Raw genomic sequence first — 15,781 nt, forward strand, 5'->3', positions numbered from 1 at the left:
CGGGCCGGCTTTTTGTGAGGACCTCATGACCGCCCTGCCCTTCTTCGTCGCAGGCCAGCCCGTCCAGGGGACGGGGCCGGCCTTCGCCTCCATCAATCCCGCCACCGGCGCGGTGAATTACGAGGTGTCAGCCGCCTCCGCCGCCGACGTGGATGCCGCCGTCCGATCCGCCCAGGCGGCGGTGCACTCGGCCAAGTGGCGCAATCTGCGCCCCCACGAGCGCGCCCGCATCATCGCCCGCATCGCCGATGGCATGGCCGCCAATGCCGACGAACTCGCCGCCATCCAGATGCGCGAGAACGGCAAGGTCATGGCCGAGTGCCGGACCCAGGTGGCGAGCGCCATCGCCACCTTCCGCTACTTCGCCTCCGTCTGCGAGACGCTCGGCTCCGACCTGACCCCGCCGCGCGGCGACTACCTGTCCATGGCGGTCTATGAGCCCATGGGGGTGGTGGCTGCCATCACGCCCTGGAACTCGCCCCTCACCATGGAGGCGCAGAAGGTGGCCCCGGCGCTCGCCGCCGGAAACGCGGTCATCGTCAAGCCCTCCGAGGTGACGCCCACCGCCGCGCTTCTGGTGGCGCGCATCGCCGCCGAGGCGGGCCTGCCCGCCGGCATCCTCAATGTGGTGACCGGCCTTGGCGGGGAAGCGGGCGTGTCCCTGGTGCGCCATCCCGGCGTGCGCATGGTCTCCTTCACCGGCGGCACCGAGACGGGCCGGGCCATCGGCCGCATCTGCGCCGACCGGCTCATTCCCGCCGCCTTGGAACTGGGCGGCAAGTCGCCCAACATCGTGTTCGCCGATGCCGATCTTGATGCCGCCGTGGCCGGCGTCATGGGCGGCATCTTCGAGGGGTCGGGCCAGTCCTGCGTCGCCGGCTCGCGCCTGTTCGTGCAGCGTGCCGCCTTCGACGACTTCGCCGCGCGCCTGAAGGCCGCCACCGACGCCCTGAAGGTGGGCCTGCCCACGGAAGCCGGCGTGAAGATGGGGCCGCTGGCCTCCTTCCCCCATCGCGAGCGCGTGGAGCGCATGGTGGAGACCGCCCGCAAGGAAGGCGGCGAGATCATCTCCGGCGGCGCCCGCCCCGACGATGCCGCGCTTGCCGCCGGCGCCTTCTACCGGCCCACCCTCATTTGCGGCCTGACCAACCGCTCCAGCGCCGCCCAGCAGGAAATCTTCGGGCCCGTCCTGGTGCTGCTGCCCTTCGACGACGAGGCGGACGTGGTGGCCCAGGCCAATGACAGCGTCTATGGCCTCGCCTGCGGCATCTGGACGGCGGACTATCGCCGCGCCTACCGCGTCGCCCGCGCCATCGAGGCGGGCACGGTGTGGATCAACACCTACAAGCAATTGTCCATCGCCACCCCCTTCGGCGGCTTCAAGGAAAGCGGCATCGGCCGCGAGAAGGGCATTTCCGGCGTGCGCCTCTACCAGCAGGCCAAGGGCATCTATTGGGACATGGGGCCGCTGGTGGGCGGCGACGAGAAGGGCTTCAATCAATGACGGGTTCGGTTGGTTTCATCGGGCTCGGCGTCATGGGCGAGCCCATGTGCCGGAATCTGGCCCAGAAGAGCGGGCGCCCCGTCATCGGCTTCGACCGCGCCGACGCCCCCCTGGAGCGGCTTGCCGCCTTCGGCGTGACGCGCGCCGACAGCCTTGCCGCGCTCGCCGCCTCCTGCGACGTCATCCTCATGGCGCTGCCGAGCGGCGCCCATGTGGAGGCGGTGACGCTCAGCGAGAACGGCCTGCTCGCCGGCGCCCGGCCGGGCCAGGTGATCGTCGACCTCGGCACCTCGCCGGTGGAGCTGACCCGCGACATCGCCGCCCGCTTCGGTGAGAAGGGCGCCATCTATGCGGACGCCCCCATCGCCCGCACCCGGCAGGCGGCGGAAGAAGGCACGCTCTCCATCATGGTGGGGGCGGACGAGGAGACGTTCGCCGCCATCCGTCCGCTGCTGGCCACCTTCGCCAGCGACATCACCCATTGCGGGCCGGTGGGCGCGGGGCAGATCGTCAAGATCCTCAACAATATGGTGCTGGTGGAGACGGTGGTCGCCCTCTCGGAGGCCATCGCCACCGCCAGGCGCGCCGGGGTGGACGGCAAGCTCCTGTTCGAGACCCTCATGAAGGGCTCGGCCGACAGCTTCGCTTTGCGCAATCACGGCCTGAAGGCGGTGGTGCCCGACACCTTCCCCGAGCGCGCTTTCTCCACCTCCTACGCCCGCAAGGACATTTCCTATGCCCTCTCCCTGGCGGGCTCCGTGGGCCTGAAGCTGGAGGGGGCGGAACTGGCCGACCGCTTGCTCGGCCGCACCCAGGAGGCGGGCTTTGCCGACCTTTACTGGCCGGTGGTCAGCCGCATCATCGCCGCCGGCGAAAGCTGACGGCGCCGCCGCGCCGGCCGCCGGCCAGCCCTGACCCGGCGGCCGGCGCGGACCTTTCCGGAACGCTCCCGCCGCCTTCCTCCCGGCGCGCGTTCCACATCTTGAGGGCGATCCCGCCGCTCGGCGCGTCAAACGCGCCAAGCAGCGGTGAATCGCCCTCTTTTTTGGTGTAATCCCCGGCGGACGGGAATGGCGCGACGGCGGCGGTGGCCGCGTTCAGGGAGACAGGCGTGGCCGAGAAGCAGACCTTCACCTCCCCCGACGGGGGCGTCGCCGCCGTCGAGCGGGCCTTCGCCATCATCGCGGCGCTGGAGCAGGGCGACAGCCCGGTGAGCCTGGCGGACCTCTCCCGCGTCACCGGCCTCTATAAGAGCACCATCCTGCGCCTCATGGCCTCGCTGGAGCACAATGGCTATGCCACGCGCCTGCGGGACGGGCGCTATGACCTCGGCCCCGCCGCCTTCCGCCTGGGCCTTGCCCATGAGCGCAAGAATGCGCTGCGCGGCCAGGTGCTTCCCGTGCTCCAGGACCTGGTGGACAAGGGCACGGAGAGCGCCTCCTTCCACATGCGCCAGGATGGAGAGCGCCGGCTTTGCCTGCTGCGGGTGGATTCCCGCCATTCCACCCTCGACCGGGTGACGGCGGGCGAGACATATCCCCTGAAGGTGGGCGCCGCCGGCCGGGTGATCCTGGCGTTCGAGGGCAGCGCGGGCGCCGATTTCGACACGCTCCGCGCGGAGGGCTGGGCCTTGTCCCTGGGCGAGCGGGACCCGGCCTGCGCGGGCCTTGCGGCGCCCGTGTTCGGGCCGGGCGGCCTGATGGGCGCGGTGTCCCTGTCCGGCCCCCGCGAGCGCTTCGGCCCGGACGAGATCGCGGCCATGCGCGCCTTGCTGATGCCCGCCGCCGCCGACCTGACGCGGCGCCTGGGCGGCACCTGGCCGCGCTTTGCCTGACGCATAAAAAAGACCGGGCGTCGCCGCCCGGTCCCGTCTCATTCCCCGTCCGTGCGGTTCACTTCAGCGTGGCGCCCGAGGCCTTGGCGGCGGCGCCCCATTTCTGGGTTTCATCCGCCATGAAGGCCGCGAAGGCGTCCGGCGTCGAGTTGATGACGTCCCCGCCCAATTGCTCGATGCGCTTGGTCATGTCCGGCTCGGCGACGATGCGCGAGACCTCCTTATAGATGGTCTGCACCAGCTCCGGCTTGATGGAGGCGGGCGCCAAGAGGCCGAACCAGGTGGCGGCCTCGAAGCCCTTGAGGCCGGATTCGTCGAAAGTGGGCACGTCCGGCAGCGCGGACAGCCGGCGGGAATTGGCCACCGCGATGGCGCGCAGCTTGCCGGTCTCGATCAGCGGAATGACGGCGGTGGCGGTGGCCAGCATCATCTGCACCTGCCCGCCCATGAGATCGGTCAGCGCCGGGGAATCGCCCTTATAGGGCACGTGGGTGATGCCGCTCTTGGTGGCGATCTTGAACAATTCGCCGGACAGATGCTGCGCCGTGCCGATGCCGGGCGAGGCGAAATTCACCTTGTCGCCTTCCTTGGCGAGCCAGGCGGTGAATTCGGGCAAGGTCTTGGCCGGCACCTGCGGGTTCACCACCAGCACGAGGGGCACCTTGGTGACCAGGGTGATGGGCGCGAAATCCTTCACCGGGTCATAGGTGAGGCCGGGATAGAGATGGCCCGAAATGGTGTGGGCCGAGGTGGTCATGAAGAGCGTGTAGCCATCGCCCGCCGCCTGGGCGACCGCACGCGCGGCAATGGTGGTGCCGGCGCCCGCCCGGTTGTCCACCACCACCGGCTGCTTCCAGGCGGTGGAGAGCTTCTCGGAGATGGCACGGGCCACCACGTCGGTCGCGCCGCCCGCCGCATAGGGCACGATCATGGTGACGGGGCGGCTGGGATAGGTCTGCGCGGCCGCGGGCGCGGCGAGCGCCAGGCAGCCGGCCAAGGCGGCCAGAGTGGTCTTCAGGGTCATGTGTCCTCCCGATCGTCTTGCTTGAGCGGACTTGGTCCGCGCGGAGGGGCCGCTGGCGCTGCCCCGCGTCCTCCGTCGCCCTCAAAGAAGAGGCGCGACAGCGGAATGTTCTGCTAGACAGAATAATTATTCTAATTTCATAATAAGCCCTGCCCCTCCCCCGTCAAGGCATCTTGACGAGGCGGTGTGTGAGGGGCCACATACGCATACTTTTGTATGCAAAAGGATGCAGGAAGGAGATGCCCATGGCGGCGCGCACGGTCTATGGCCGGCAGTGGGATGTTGTGGTGGTGGGCGGCGGCAACGCGGCCCTGTGCGCAGCCATTGCCGCGCGCCGGCAAGGCGCCTCGGTGCTGGTGCTTGAGGCGGCCTCCCGCTTCTATCGCGGCGGCAACACCCGCCACACCCGCAACATGCGCTGCGCCCATGACAGCGCCACCGACACGCTGACCGGCCCCTATAGCGAGGAGGAGTTCTTCGACGACCTCCTGCGCGTCACCCAGGGCCATACGGATGAAGACCTGGCGCGCTTCATGATCGCCAAGTCCAAGGACATGCTGACCTGGATCACCGAGCAGGGGGTGCGCTTCCAGCCCTCCCTCGGCGGCACGCTCTCGCTGGGGCGCACCAATTCCTTCTTCCTCGGCGGCGGCCGGGCCATGCTGAACGCCCTCTATCTCACCGCCGAGCGGCTCGGCGTGGAAGTGGCCTATGACAGCGAGGTGGTGGGCCTCACTTTGGAGGGCGGCACCTTCCGCTCCGCCCGCGTGCGCCATCCCGGCGGCACAGATGAGGTCACCGCCCGCGCCTTGGTGGCGGCGGCCGGCGGCTTCGAGGCCAATATCGAGTGGCTGAAGGAATATTGGGGCCCGCCGGCGGAGAATTTCCTCATTCGCGGGACCCCCAACAATCGCGGCACCATGCTGCGCATGCTCCTCGACCAGGGCGTCCAGGAGGTGGGCGATCCCACCCAATGCCACGCCGTGGCCATCGATGCCCGCGCGCCCAAGTTCGATGGCGGCATCATCACGCGGCTCGACTGCGTGGTGTTCGGCATCGTCGTCAACAACAAGGCCGAGCGCTTCTATGACGAGGGCGAGGATTTCTGGCCCAAGCGCTATGCCATCTGGGGCCGGCTCGTCGCCCAGCAGCCGGACCAGATCGCCTATATCGTCTTCGACGCCAAGTCGCTGACCTCCTTCATGCCCTCCCTCTATCCCCCCATCAGCGCCCCGACGCTGGAGGAACTGGCGGGCAAGCTGAACCTCGACCCGGCCAAGTTCGCTTCCACGGTCAAGGGCTTCAACGGCGCCATCGTGCCCGGCGGCAGCTTCGACCACACGGTGCTGGACGATTGCCGGACGGACGGGCTCACCCCGCCCAAGACCCATTGGGCGCGACCCGTCGATACCGCGCCCTTCTATGCCTATCCGGTGCGGCCGGGCATCACCTTCACCTATCTGGGCGTGCGGGTGAACGAGGAAGCCCGCATGCAGATGGCCGACGGCACCAAGGCCAAGAACATGTTCGCCGCTGGCGAGATCATGGCCGGCAACGTGCTCGGCCGGGGCTATGCGGCCGGCATCGGCATGACCATCGGCTCCGTCTTCGGCCGCTGCGCCGGCACCGCCGCCGCCTCCGCGGCCCGCGCCTGACCCTTAATGCCCGTTTCCGAGGAATGACCTGACATGACCGCGCACAGCAACGCGCTCCAGGAGGCCGAGCGCCTCATGACGGTCTGCAATTCCTGCCGCTATTGCGAGGGATTGTGCGCCGTCTTCCCGGCCATGGAAATGCGCCGCTCCTTTGCCGCCGGCGACCTGAATTATCTCGCCAATCTCTGCCATTCGTGCGGCGCCTGCTATTATGACTGCCAGTTCTCCCCGCCCCACGAATTCAACGTCAACGTGCCCCGCACGCTGGCCGAGGTGCGCAACGACACCTATGCCGCCTATGCCTGGCCGCGCCCGCTGGCGGGCCTGTTCCGGCGCAACGGGCTCTCGGTGGCGCTGATCGCGGCGCTGTCGGTGGCGGGCTTCCTGTTCGGCTTCATGGCGCTGAACGACCCGTCGGTGATGTTCGGCACCCAGGTGGGCCAAGGCGCCTTCTTCCGCCTCATGCCCCATGGCGCAATGGTGGGCCTGTTCGGCGCCGCCTTTCTTTATGCGATCCTGGCCTTGTTCATGGGCCTGCGCGCCTTCTGGCGGGACATGGAGGCGCGCCAGCCCCTTCCCACCGACGCGCCCTCCCTTTGGCAGGCCATGAAGGATGCCGGTCGGCTGCGCTATCTGGACGGCGGCGGGGTCGGCTGCATGAATGCGGACGAGAAGCCAACCGACAACCGGCGCATCTATCACCACCTGACCTTCTACGGCTTCGCGCTCTGCTTCGCCGCCACTTCGGTGGCCACCCTCTATGCCTATCTGCTCGACCGCCACTCCCCCTATCCCTGGTGGGACCTGCCGGTGGTGCTGGGCACGCTTGGAGGCATCGGGCTGGTGATCGGCCCGGCCGGCCTGTTCCTGGCCAAGAAGGCCCGTGATCCCATGATGATGGACGAGACCCGAAAGGGCATGGACGCGGCTTTCCTCGCCATGCTCTTCCTCACCGCGCTCACCGGCCTCCTCCTGCTGGTGGCCCGCGCTACCCCGGCCATGGGCACGCTGCTGGCCATTCACCTGGGCTTCGTGTTCGGCTTCTTCCTGACAATGCCCTACGGCAAGTTCGTCCACGGCCTCTACCGCTACGCCGCGCTGGTGCGCTACGCCAAGGAGCGGCACAAGGAGCTGGCGGGGCACTGAGGGGGGCCTGTCATCTCCCCGTCACACTCGCCGGGTTAGTGCGCCCCTCATCATAAGCTGCGCCCAGGCAGCGACGGGGCGTGCCCCGGCTGAGGGCGATCCTGGCCCGGAGCCATGGGGAGCCACATGCCGTTCATCACGTCCTTCCACCCCGACGAGTTCGTCAGCACGCTGTTCAGCCTGACGGTCGCCTTCGCCATGGGCACCCTCATCGGCGCCGAGCGGCAGTATCGCCAGCGCATGGCGGGGCTGCGCACCAATGTGCTGGTGGCCATCGGCGCCTGCCAGTTCGTGGACATGTCCATGCAATTGGACGGTGCCTCCGGCGCGGTGCGCGTGATCGCCTATGTGGTGTCGGGCATCGGCTTCCTGGGCGCCGGCGTCATCATGAAGGACGGGGCCAATGTGAGCGGGCTCAACACCGCCGCCACCTTGTGGTGCTCGGCGGCGGTGGGGGCCTGCGCGGGCGCCGACCTGGTGGCGCAGGCGGTGGCGCTCACCTTGTTCGTGCTCGCCGGCAACACCTTGCTGCGCCCCCTGGTGCGCTGGCTGGAGCGCCGGCCCCAGGGCGAGGAGACGGAGGCCTGCTACGAGGTGATCGTGCTCGGCTCCTCGGCGGCGGCGGTGGATCTCCAGGCCAGTCTCGCCATGATGCTGGAAGAGGCGTCCTTCCCGGTGGCGGACATCGAGGTGGTGGAGCGGCCCAACGGCATGGTGGAGTTGACCGCGCAACTGGTCTCCTCCACCGCCAGCAAGGCGGAGCTCGACACGCTCATGGGCCGCCTGCGCACGCTGGATGCAGTGTCCTCCGCCCATTGGTTCCGCAGCGCCGGCGGTGAGTGAAGCGCCCTATCCCCGCGCGGGCTTGGCGTCCGCCGGCTTGGCGGGGAGGCTCAGGATCTCGGCCAGCGCCACCAGCGGCGGCACCAGGAAGCACCAGATGCCCACCGCCAGATAGGCCAGCGCCGCGGCCGCGCAGCCGCCGCAGAAGCTTGCGAAGAACAGCCCCTGCCGCTTCAGCCGCGCCCGCACGGGAGCAAGGTCGCCGCCCGGCGGGGGGCTCCAAAGGTGGGTCACGTCGAGCAGCACTTGCGTCATGGTGCCGGTCATCACCGTGGAGGGCGGCGCATCGGTGAGGTGGGTGCGGTGAAGGGCGTTCTGGAGCGCCATGGCCGCCACCAGCGTCATGCCCATCATCACCGCCGCCGGGGCATCGGGATCGGGCAGAACGCCCACATGGATCGCCACCACGGCCGCATGCGCCAGCAGGATGAGCTTGGCGGCCATCAGGATGCGGAAATCATCATGGCCCCGCGCGAGGCTGGCATGGCTCACCAGGCGGGCGCACACCACCACCAGGCAGAAGACCGGCACCGCGATGATCTTGGCCACGGACGGCATGTGGCCGTCGGCGATGGCGGCGGCGAAGGTCACGATGTTGCCGGTGACATGGGCGGTGAACAGGCCGTGCAGGGTCACGAAGCCCGCCGCGTCCACAAAGCCCGCATTGAAGCATAGAAGGCTGGGCAGGACGTATCTCAAGGGCGCGCCTCCGACGGGGATCGAACCCGCCGTTGAATAGCCGAGCTTTTGCGGCAGTGGGGGCTTAAGTTTGGCCCTGTGTGCTTTCCCTCGCCCGTGCACCGGGGCCAACGCCGCCGGAGGCCCGGACATGGCGCACGTCCAGGCCGAACCACCGTTTCACGACAGGTCAGGGTTTACCCGGTGCGCGGCGTCACCGGGAGCAAGCTCTCACCAGAAGCCTTTGCCCACATTGAAGCTGTAGGTCAGCGAGACGCCCGCCTCGAACTGGTTGACGTTCTGGGTGAGGGGCGAGTCGGCGGCCGAGCCCAGCAAGTGCAGGTAGGTGCCGTACATGCCGGCGGTAAAGCCGTTGCCCAACTGCTTGGTCACCTGCGCCGTCACGCCCCACTGGTTGAAGCCCGCGGAGGGCGAATAGGGCAAAGTGGGGTTGAGGAGGGCCGCCGTGGTGTAGGACTGGACTGGCGTCACGCCGAAATAGGCGTCCATGTAACCGGTGCCGGCATAATAAAGGCGCGGGCCCACCGCGAAGCCCCAGCCGCCGGGCGCATTGTAGATGAAGTCGGCCTTCATGGAGCCGACCACGCCCGAATAGCCGCCAGCGGCGTAGAAGAGTTCACCGCGCAGGCGCAGCCATTCGGCCGGGAACCACTCCGCAAAGCCACCCAGTTGCACGGTGGTGGAGACGTCGCCCATGCCGCGCAGGCGGCTGGAATCGTCCGCATCCCGGCCCCAGTCCAGATTGCCGGCCACGCCGACGGCGAAGCGGCCAATGTCCAGGAGGGTGATGGACGGGCTGTCGTCGATGGAATGGAAGTCGTAGAGCTCGCTCTCCTTGCTCAGGCTGAAGAGAAAGCCCGGCACGATGCGATAGCTGGAGCTGCCCGCATATTCGGGCTCCACGATCCCCGACGCACCGATGATGACGTACCAGTTTTCCTTCTGGGCCGGCTGGTCGAAGATGGTCTTCACGTCCGCAGCCATGGCGCCGGATGCAAGAAGGCCGAGGGCCACCACGGAACCAAGCGCGCGGGCACCAAGGGAAGCGGAGAGCATGGAGGGGAATCCCGATAGACGTGCCACACTCTAGTCACAAAGCCCTCAGCCGTGGTGGCAAAATTGCAACACGGGCTGTTTCTGTTGGGAATGAGTATAGTTAAATCATCGCAACAAGATGATACCCCTTGCAAGCACACGAACTGGCCCGGGCGGGGGCCGCGCGGCCGTGAAGCAAATACCGCCCCATAATACATTCCTTACCTTTGGCTTGGCCGTAGGCGCGGCTGTTCACGCTGTCTTTTACGTGCTACGCGGCAAGGTGTTTTCCATGTGCCGGTGAGGCAGGAGCCCGATCGGGGCGATCGGGGCCCCAGCCCAGACGGCGGCGGCCTCTCCTCTGGGGCATGAGGCACGCAGGCCATGCCGCCGGGCGGCAGGGTCCGGATCGGGGGATGCGGTGTTCGAGCTTTTCCTTCTGCTGATCGGAGGCCCCACCTTGCGCCGCAAATGGTGGGTGGTCGGCATCATCGGCATCGTCTGGCTGGTGATCGGCACCCTCTTGCTGCTGGATGCCCTGATCGATGAGGTGCGCATTCCCGCCGACTATTTCGCGATCCCGCTGGTGATCATCGCGTTCGTGTCGTTCGGCGCCGGCATCATGAGCCAGTCGCGAATGCACCGGACCATGCGCTTCATCAAGGGTCTCGTCTGCGTGGTCATCATCCTCCTGATCATCGACGCCCCCTGGCATTCCGACATTGTCATCGGCATTCTCGTGGGCACATTGCTCATCTGCGATGCCATCTGGCGCGCGGGCAGCGCCTATGTGGTCCGCTTCCCCGCCTGGCACAGCGCGCTGGCGTTGGCGGGGCTCGAATTCCTGATGGGCCTGTGGTCCTTCGTGCCCTGGCCCACCCATTGGCGCGGCGAGGTGGGCTCGGATGTGGCCCAGCTCATCATCGTCACCGCCGTCGGGGTGACCGCCTTCGCGCTGCGGGTGCGGCGCCTACCGGAGGGCGTGCTCCTCGCCGACATCCTGGCCCAGACCCGCGCCGACCGGGCCGGACAGGCCCAACCCCATGCGGAAATCGCCGCTGCGGCAGCGCCCCAACGCTTCGATGACATTCTTACCGTCCATGTCTGGACCCCCACCGGCGGCCTTGCCCCCCTCGCCCAGGGGGTGCAGCGCTATGTGGTGGCGCAGGATGCGACCGGAGCCGCCTCCACCGGCCATGCGGCGCTCCAGATGGACCCTGACCTCTATATCAGCCACTATCCGGCGGTGGAGATCGAGCGCTCGCCCGACCAGTTCGCCCGCGTGCTGCGCGCCACCCGCGAGAATGACGTGCCCGGCGAGTTCAAGCCGAGCTACGCTTATGAGAGCGCCGAATGGTGCCCCTCCACCATGCAGGTGCGCCTTGCCGGCATCAACGGCGCGGCGGTACGCCGCTTCTGGGCCGATTACCGCATCGACAGCACCTACAACCTGACCTATCGCAACTGCTCGAGCGCGGTGGCCCGCGCCCTGGATGCGGCCATTGAGGGTCGCTACGCCAGCGAAATCCGCTCGCCCCTGTTCGTCATCCGCCTGTTGAGCCTGCCCGAATTGTGGGTGGCCGGCCTGATGCGGCGCCGCGCCGCCTGGATGGCCTGGACGCCGGGCATGGTGCTCGACTATGCGCGGGCGGTTTCGGGCATCCTCCAGATGGGCGGTGGACGGCGCAGGCTGCGCGTGCTGCGGACGGCAGCGCGCACGCGGTCAGAGGCTGGACAGGCACCTGAAAACAAGTAGAAATTGAGTGGCGTGCGCGATTGCAGCTTCAGGCGCGCATAAATGCCGCCACGATCCGCTGTGAACCAATATATCTGTGATGAGAGCCTCAGCATGCGCCCGCTTTTCATTTTCATGACAGCGCTGTCTTTGTGCCTCCCGACTTTTATTACGGATTCTTTCGCCCAGCCGCAGCCGGATGTGTGCACCAAAAAGCGCTCGTGCTTCATGACCTTCGACGGCCGCGACCGCGGTTTCTGCCAAGCCTATGTGGAAGGTCAGTCCTGCTTCATGGCCTTCAGCGATTCCACGGACCGGGGCTGGTGCCAGCACCTGCGCGAGGGCCAATCCTGCTTCATGGCGCTGAACGGCCAGGCGCGCACCGATTGCGAAGCCGGCCGCATCCCGCGCGAGCATCGCCACTGGCTCACTCTATGCCAGAGCCGGTGACCGCCCCTGCGGCGCGCCACGCGCGCGCCCTGGGGCCCAACGGCGATCTCAACGACAATTAGGCGCCCAGCTTCGGCGGCGCGCTCACAAGGGGGACGAGCGGATGTGTGTCGCGTGTGACTGGGCACCCCATTTCGAGCGCTTCGGCCGAGCCAAGCCACCGGCAACCGGCCCAAGCCGGCGCACCCTGCTGCGCGCTGGGGCGGCCATGGGCGCGGCAGCCGCCGCCGGCACCTTGTTCCGGGCCAGCGAAGTGCTGGCGCAGGAGGCCTCCGGCCCCGCGGACTTCATCTTCCATAACGGTCCCATCCACACGGTGGCGGGGCCCACCGGGGTCGAGGCGGTGGCCGTGACCGGCAAGACCATCGTCCATGTGGGCGACAAGGCCGGCGCTCTGAAGCTGGCGGGGCCGAAGACGCAGGTGATCGACCTGAACGGCCGCCTTCTCCTGCCCGGTTTCGTGGAGGGCCATACCCACCCGCTCCTCGGCGCCTTTCTCACCTCCGGCGTCGACCTCCAGCTGGCAACGAAGCAGGATGCCCTCGACGCCATCGCCGCCTATGCCAAGGACCATCCCACCGGGCCCATCCGGGGCTTTGGCTGGCGGGTGGACATGTTTCCGCCGGAAGGCCCGACCCGCGCCGATCTCGACGCCATCCTGCCGGACCGTCCGGGCTTCTTCTTCGCCATTGACGGGCACAGCTTGTGGGCCAATTCCAAGGCTCTCGAACTGGCGGGGGTCAATCGCGACACCCCCGACCCGATCCCGCGCTTCAGCTATTTCGTGCGCGACCAGAAGGGCGATCCCACCGGCTACGTGCTGGAGGTGAATGCGGTCCTGAGCCTGGTCAATGCGGTTGACCCGATCACCGCCTCCACCATGGGCCGGCTGCTGGACACATGGCTTCCCAAAGCGGCTGCGGCGGGCATCACCACGGTGTTCGATGCCGGCGTTCCCCCCGTGGGCAGCGACGAGGGCGCCATCATCGGGCTCTATGCGGATGCGGAAAAGCGCGGCGTGCTGCCCTTCCGCGTCGTCGCCTGCTGCTCGGTCAAGGGCGCGCCCATCGACAATGCGGTGGCGGTGCTGAAGGACGTGCGCCGCCGCGTCTCCACCGAGCTGGTGCAGGTGAACGTGGTGAAGATCATCGGCGACGGCTCGCAGGGCGGCTACACCGCCTGGCTGAACGCGCCCTATGCGGACAAGCCGGACAGCACGGGCGGCTCGCCCTTCACGGTTGAGCAGTGGCACCAGCTCATCGGCACGGTGGACGCGGCCGGGTTCGACGTGCACGTCCATGCTTGCGGCGAGCGTACCGCGCAGGTGGCGCTCGATGGCTTCGAGAAGGCCATCGCCGCCAACCCGCCCCGCGACCGGCGCCACGCCATCGCCCACCTCGTCTATGTGGAGGACACGGACAATCCCCGCTTCGGCAAGCTGGGTGTAACCGCGCAATTCTCCGCCAACTGGTCCTCGGCCGATCCCGACACGCTCCAGAACATGGTGGCGCGGCTGGGCGAGAAGCGCGCCGGGAACATGTACCGCACCAAGACGGTGCTAAAGCAAGGCGGACGGGTTTCCTTCGGCTGCGACTGGCCGGCCGCGGGCTATTTCTCCACCTATAAGCCGCTGGATTCCGTCCAGGTGGGCGTCACCCGCCAGTTGGTGGGCAAGCCCGATGCCCCGATCCTCGCCCCCGCCGACGAGCGCCTCACCGTGGAAGAGGCGATCCATGCCAACACCATGGGGGCCGCCTACCAGTTGCGCCTCGACGACAAGGTCGGCTCCATCGCGGTGGGCAAGCTGGCGGACCTCATCGTCCTCGACCGCGACATCCTCAAGGGCGACCCCCACGACATCCACAAGGCCAAGGTGGAGCTGACGCTCATGAACGGGAAGATCCGCCACCAGGCCTGACGCTTCAGGGCGCGCCGCCCTGTGCCGCGCGCCCCATCGCCATTTCCGGGAGGTTCACACATGTCCGAGAACGACACGCCGAAGGGCATTTCCCGCCGCGACCTCCTGGGCAAGGGCACCGCCACTCTGCTCGGCGCCAACCTCATTCCCGCGGCGGCGAGCGCCCAGCCGGCGACAGTGCAGAGCACGCCGGCCAAACCCGTCATCGCCCCGGATGCGCCGCCCAAGGGCTACAACATTCTCTTCATCCTGGTGGACCAGGAGCATTTCTTCCCGAAATGGCCCTTCCCGGTGCCCGCCCGCGAAATGCTGGCCGCCAAGGGCATCACGTTTGCCAACCACCAGTCGGCGTCCTGCGTGTGCTCGCCGGCCCGCTCGGTCATCTATACGGGGGAGCACATCCAGCATTCCGGGGTGTTCGATAATCTGAACTATCTGTGGCAGCCGGACATGTCGACGTCCATCAAGACGATCGGCCACCGCATGCAGGAGCTGGGCTACCACGCCACCTACCAGGGCAAATGGCACCTCAGCGCCAATCTCGACCAGACCAAGGTGGCCGTGGATGCCCCCATGGCCGACTACCGCAAGATCATCGAGAGCTACGGGTTCGACGACTTCTTCGGCCTGGGCGACCTCATCGATTCAGGTCTCGGCGGCTATTCCTTCGACGGCTTCACCGCCGACCGGGTGGAAAGCTGGATGCGCCGGGAGGGGGAGGAATTGCGGGCCAAGGGCCAGCCCTGGTTCATGGCGGTGAACTTCGTCAATCCGCACGATGTCATGTACATCAATTCGGACCTGCCGGGGCAGGTGGTGCAGGGCAAGGACCCGGCCATTCATATCTTCCCCACCCCGGACGACCAGCTCTACCAGGCCCGCTGGGACGACGTGCCCCTGCCCGCCAGCCGCTCCCAGCCCCTCGACGCGCCGGGCCGGCCCAAGGCGCACCTCATCTACCAGGCGATCCAGGACATGATGGTAGGCGCCTGGCCGGACGAGGACCGGCGCTGGCACGTGCTGCGCAACTATTATTACAACTGCATCCGCGATTGCGACCGTCAGGTCATGCATGTCTTGAAGGCGCTGGAAGCCAACAACATGCATGAGAACACCATCGTCATCTTCAATGCCGACCATGGCGAACTGGGCGGCCACCACCAGATGCGCGGCAAGGGCAACTGCACCTACAAGGAGCAGAACCATGTGCCCCTCATCATCCATCACCCGGCCTATCCGGGCGGCGTGACCTGCCAGGCGCTGACCTCCCAGCTGGACCTCGCCCCCACCCTCCTCGCGCTCACCGGCGCGGCAGCGCCCGACCGCGCCAAGGCGGGCGACGGGCTGAAGGGCCATGACTTTTCAGGCCTCTTGAAGGCCCCCGCTGCCGCCAAGGTGGACGCGGTGCGCCCCGCCACGTTGTTCAACTACAACATGCTGTCCTACCAGGACGTGACCTGGGCCGAGCACTTCACGCACATGATGTTCTCCGGCACCGTCACCAATGACGATAAGGTGCAGACCTTCCTGAAGAACGACCCGGACTTCGGCGAGCGCGTGGGCATCCGCTCCATCTTCGATGGCCGCTACCGGTTCTCGCGCTATTTCGGCCAGACTGCCTTCAATTCCCCCACCACCCTGGAGGAGCTGTTCGCGGCCAATGACGTGGAGGTCTATGACCTCCAGGAAGACCCGGAGGAAATGCGCAACCTCGCCATGGACAGGACGGCCCACAAGGATCTCATCCTCGCCCTCAACACGCTGACCCAATCCCTCATCGCCGCCGAGGTGGGGGTGGATGACGGGTCCTTCCTGCCGATCCGCAACGGCAAATGGTATTTCCCGCCGCGCAGTGCGCGGTAGCCGAGGGGGCGCCGTGGGGTTGTACAGGCCTTTCTAATCGGTTTGACTGCTGACTGCCGGAGGGACATCCCCTTC

13 protein-coding genes are annotated in these 15,781 nt (G+C 67.5%); 10 read left to right on the forward strand and 3 right to left on the reverse strand.

Annotated features, from left to right (window positions below; all coding sequences use genetic code 11):
• The first annotated feature begins 25 nt into the window (after positions 1-25).
• The 3 genes from PV781_RS07155 to PV781_RS07165 all read left to right on the forward strand — a co-directional run bounded on the left by PV781_RS07155 (position 26) and on the right by PV781_RS07165 (position 3,338).
• A complete protein-coding gene (locus PV781_RS07155) occupies positions 26-1,504 on the forward strand; it encodes an aldehyde dehydrogenase (RefSeq protein WP_274774945.1) in 1,479 nt (492 codons plus the stop codon).
• Positions 1,501-2,385 carry an NAD(P)-dependent oxidoreductase gene (locus tag PV781_RS07160; protein WP_274774946.1) on the forward strand — a complete coding sequence of 295 codons (885 nt, stop codon included), beginning with the start codon at positions 1,501-1,503 and terminating at the stop codon, positions 2,383-2,385. Before PV781_RS07155 ends, PV781_RS07160 begins: the two co-directional genes overlap by 4 nt.
• A 230-nt stretch (positions 2,386-2,615) precedes the next feature.
• The gene (locus PV781_RS07165; protein ID WP_274774947.1) at positions 2,616-3,338 is read left to right on the forward strand and encodes an IclR family transcriptional regulator; all 723 of its coding nucleotides are present in this window, start codon (positions 2,616-2,618) and stop codon (positions 3,336-3,338) included.
• A 58-nt stretch (positions 3,339-3,396) separates the two neighbouring features.
• On the opposite strand, the gene PV781_RS07170 is transcribed toward PV781_RS07165, so the two are convergent.
• Positions 3,397-4,362, reverse strand: a complete 966-nt coding sequence (locus PV781_RS07170) for a tripartite tricarboxylate transporter substrate binding protein (RefSeq protein ID WP_274774948.1) — start codon at positions 4,360-4,362, stop codon at positions 3,397-3,399.
• A gap of 245 nt (positions 4,363-4,607) precedes the next feature.
• On the opposite strand from PV781_RS07170, the gene tcuA reads away from it, so the two are divergent.
• From tcuA to PV781_RS07185, 3 genes are all read left to right on the forward strand, one after another.
• On the forward strand, positions 4,608-6,017 hold the full coding sequence (gene tcuA / locus PV781_RS07175; RefSeq protein ID WP_274774949.1) for an FAD-dependent tricarballylate dehydrogenase TcuA: 1,410 nt from the start codon (positions 4,608-4,610) through the stop codon (positions 6,015-6,017).
• 33 nt (positions 6,018-6,050) lie between these two features.
• The gene (gene tcuB, locus PV781_RS07180) at positions 6,051-7,163 is read left to right on the forward strand and encodes a tricarballylate utilization 4Fe-4S protein TcuB (protein WP_274774950.1); all 1,113 of its coding nucleotides are present in this window, start codon (positions 6,051-6,053) and stop codon (positions 7,161-7,163) included.
• Positions 7,164-7,289: 126 nt separating this feature from the next.
• Entirely contained in the window at positions 7,290-8,006 is a 717-nt protein-coding gene (locus PV781_RS07185) for an MgtC/SapB family protein (protein ID WP_274774951.1), read from the forward strand.
• Between the two features lie 6 nt (positions 8,007-8,012).
• Here PV781_RS07185 and PV781_RS07190 read toward each other — a convergent pair whose 3' ends face one another.
• Positions 8,013-8,705, reverse strand: a complete 693-nt coding sequence (locus PV781_RS07190) for a YoaK family protein (RefSeq protein WP_274774952.1) — start codon at positions 8,703-8,705, stop codon at positions 8,013-8,015.
• Between the two features lie 210 nt (positions 8,706-8,915).
• Positions 8,916-9,761, reverse strand: a complete 846-nt coding sequence (locus PV781_RS07195; RefSeq protein ID WP_274774953.1) for a MipA/OmpV family protein — start codon at positions 9,759-9,761, stop codon at positions 8,916-8,918.
• A 400-nt stretch (positions 9,762-10,161) separates the two neighbouring features.
• On the opposite strand from PV781_RS07195, the gene PV781_RS07200 reads away from it, so the two are divergent.
• The 4 genes from PV781_RS07200 to PV781_RS07215 all read left to right on the forward strand — a co-directional run bounded on the left by PV781_RS07200 (position 10,162) and on the right by PV781_RS07215 (position 15,706).
• The gene (locus tag PV781_RS07200; RefSeq protein WP_274774954.1) at positions 10,162-11,496 is read left to right on the forward strand and encodes an HdeD family acid-resistance protein; all 1,335 of its coding nucleotides are present in this window, start codon (positions 10,162-10,164) and stop codon (positions 11,494-11,496) included.
• A 207-nt stretch (positions 11,497-11,703) separates the two neighbouring features.
• Positions 11,704-11,925 (forward strand): hypothetical protein, encoded by a 222-nt coding sequence (locus PV781_RS07205; RefSeq protein ID WP_274774955.1) that lies wholly within the window; start codon positions 11,704-11,706, stop codon positions 11,923-11,925.
• A 103-nt stretch (positions 11,926-12,028) separates the two neighbouring features.
• A complete protein-coding gene (locus tag PV781_RS07210) occupies positions 12,029-13,843 on the forward strand; it encodes an amidohydrolase (protein WP_274774956.1) in 1,815 nt (604 codons plus the stop codon).
• A 60-nt stretch (positions 13,844-13,903) separates the two neighbouring features.
• The gene (locus tag PV781_RS07215; RefSeq protein ID WP_274774957.1) at positions 13,904-15,706 is read left to right on the forward strand and encodes a sulfatase family protein; all 1,803 of its coding nucleotides are present in this window, start codon (positions 13,904-13,906) and stop codon (positions 15,704-15,706) included.
• Positions 15,707-15,781 lie beyond the last annotated feature (75 nt).

Source organism: Aquabacter sediminis (assembly GCF_028863665.1).
Lineage (GTDB): Bacteria > Pseudomonadota > Alphaproteobacteria > Rhizobiales > Xanthobacteraceae > L1I39.

Excerpts from the sequence above, each read along its gene's own strand:
- PV781_RS07155 (WP_274774945.1), top strand. The coding sequence starts at position 26 with ATGACCGCCCTGCCCTTCTTCGTCGCAGGCCAGCCCGTCCAGGGGACG.
- PV781_RS07160 (WP_274774946.1), top strand. The coding sequence starts at position 1,501 with ATGACGGGTTCGGTTGGTTTCATCGGGCTCGGCGTCATGGGCGAGCCC.
- PV781_RS07170 (WP_274774948.1), bottom strand. The coding sequence starts at position 4,362 with ATGACCCTGAAGACCACTCTGGCCGCCTTGGCCGGCTGCCTGGCGCTC.
- tcuA (WP_274774949.1), top strand. The coding sequence starts at position 4,608 with ATGGCGGCGCGCACGGTCTATGGCCGGCAGTGGGATGTTGTGGTGGTG.
- tcuB (WP_274774950.1), top strand. The coding sequence starts at position 6,051 with ATGACCGCGCACAGCAACGCGCTCCAGGAGGCCGAGCGCCTCATGACG.
- PV781_RS07185 (WP_274774951.1), top strand. The coding sequence starts at position 7,290 with ATGCCGTTCATCACGTCCTTCCACCCCGACGAGTTCGTCAGCACGCTG.
- PV781_RS07195 (WP_274774953.1), bottom strand. The coding sequence starts at position 9,761 with ATGCTCTCCGCTTCCCTTGGTGCCCGCGCGCTTGGTTCCGTGGTGGCC.
- PV781_RS07205 (WP_274774955.1), top strand. The coding sequence starts at position 11,704 with ATGACCTTCGACGGCCGCGACCGCGGTTTCTGCCAAGCCTATGTGGAA.
- PV781_RS07210 (WP_274774956.1), top strand. The coding sequence starts at position 12,029 with ATGTGTGTCGCGTGTGACTGGGCACCCCATTTCGAGCGCTTCGGCCGA.
- PV781_RS07215 (WP_274774957.1), top strand. The coding sequence starts at position 13,904 with ATGTCCGAGAACGACACGCCGAAGGGCATTTCCCGCCGCGACCTCCTG.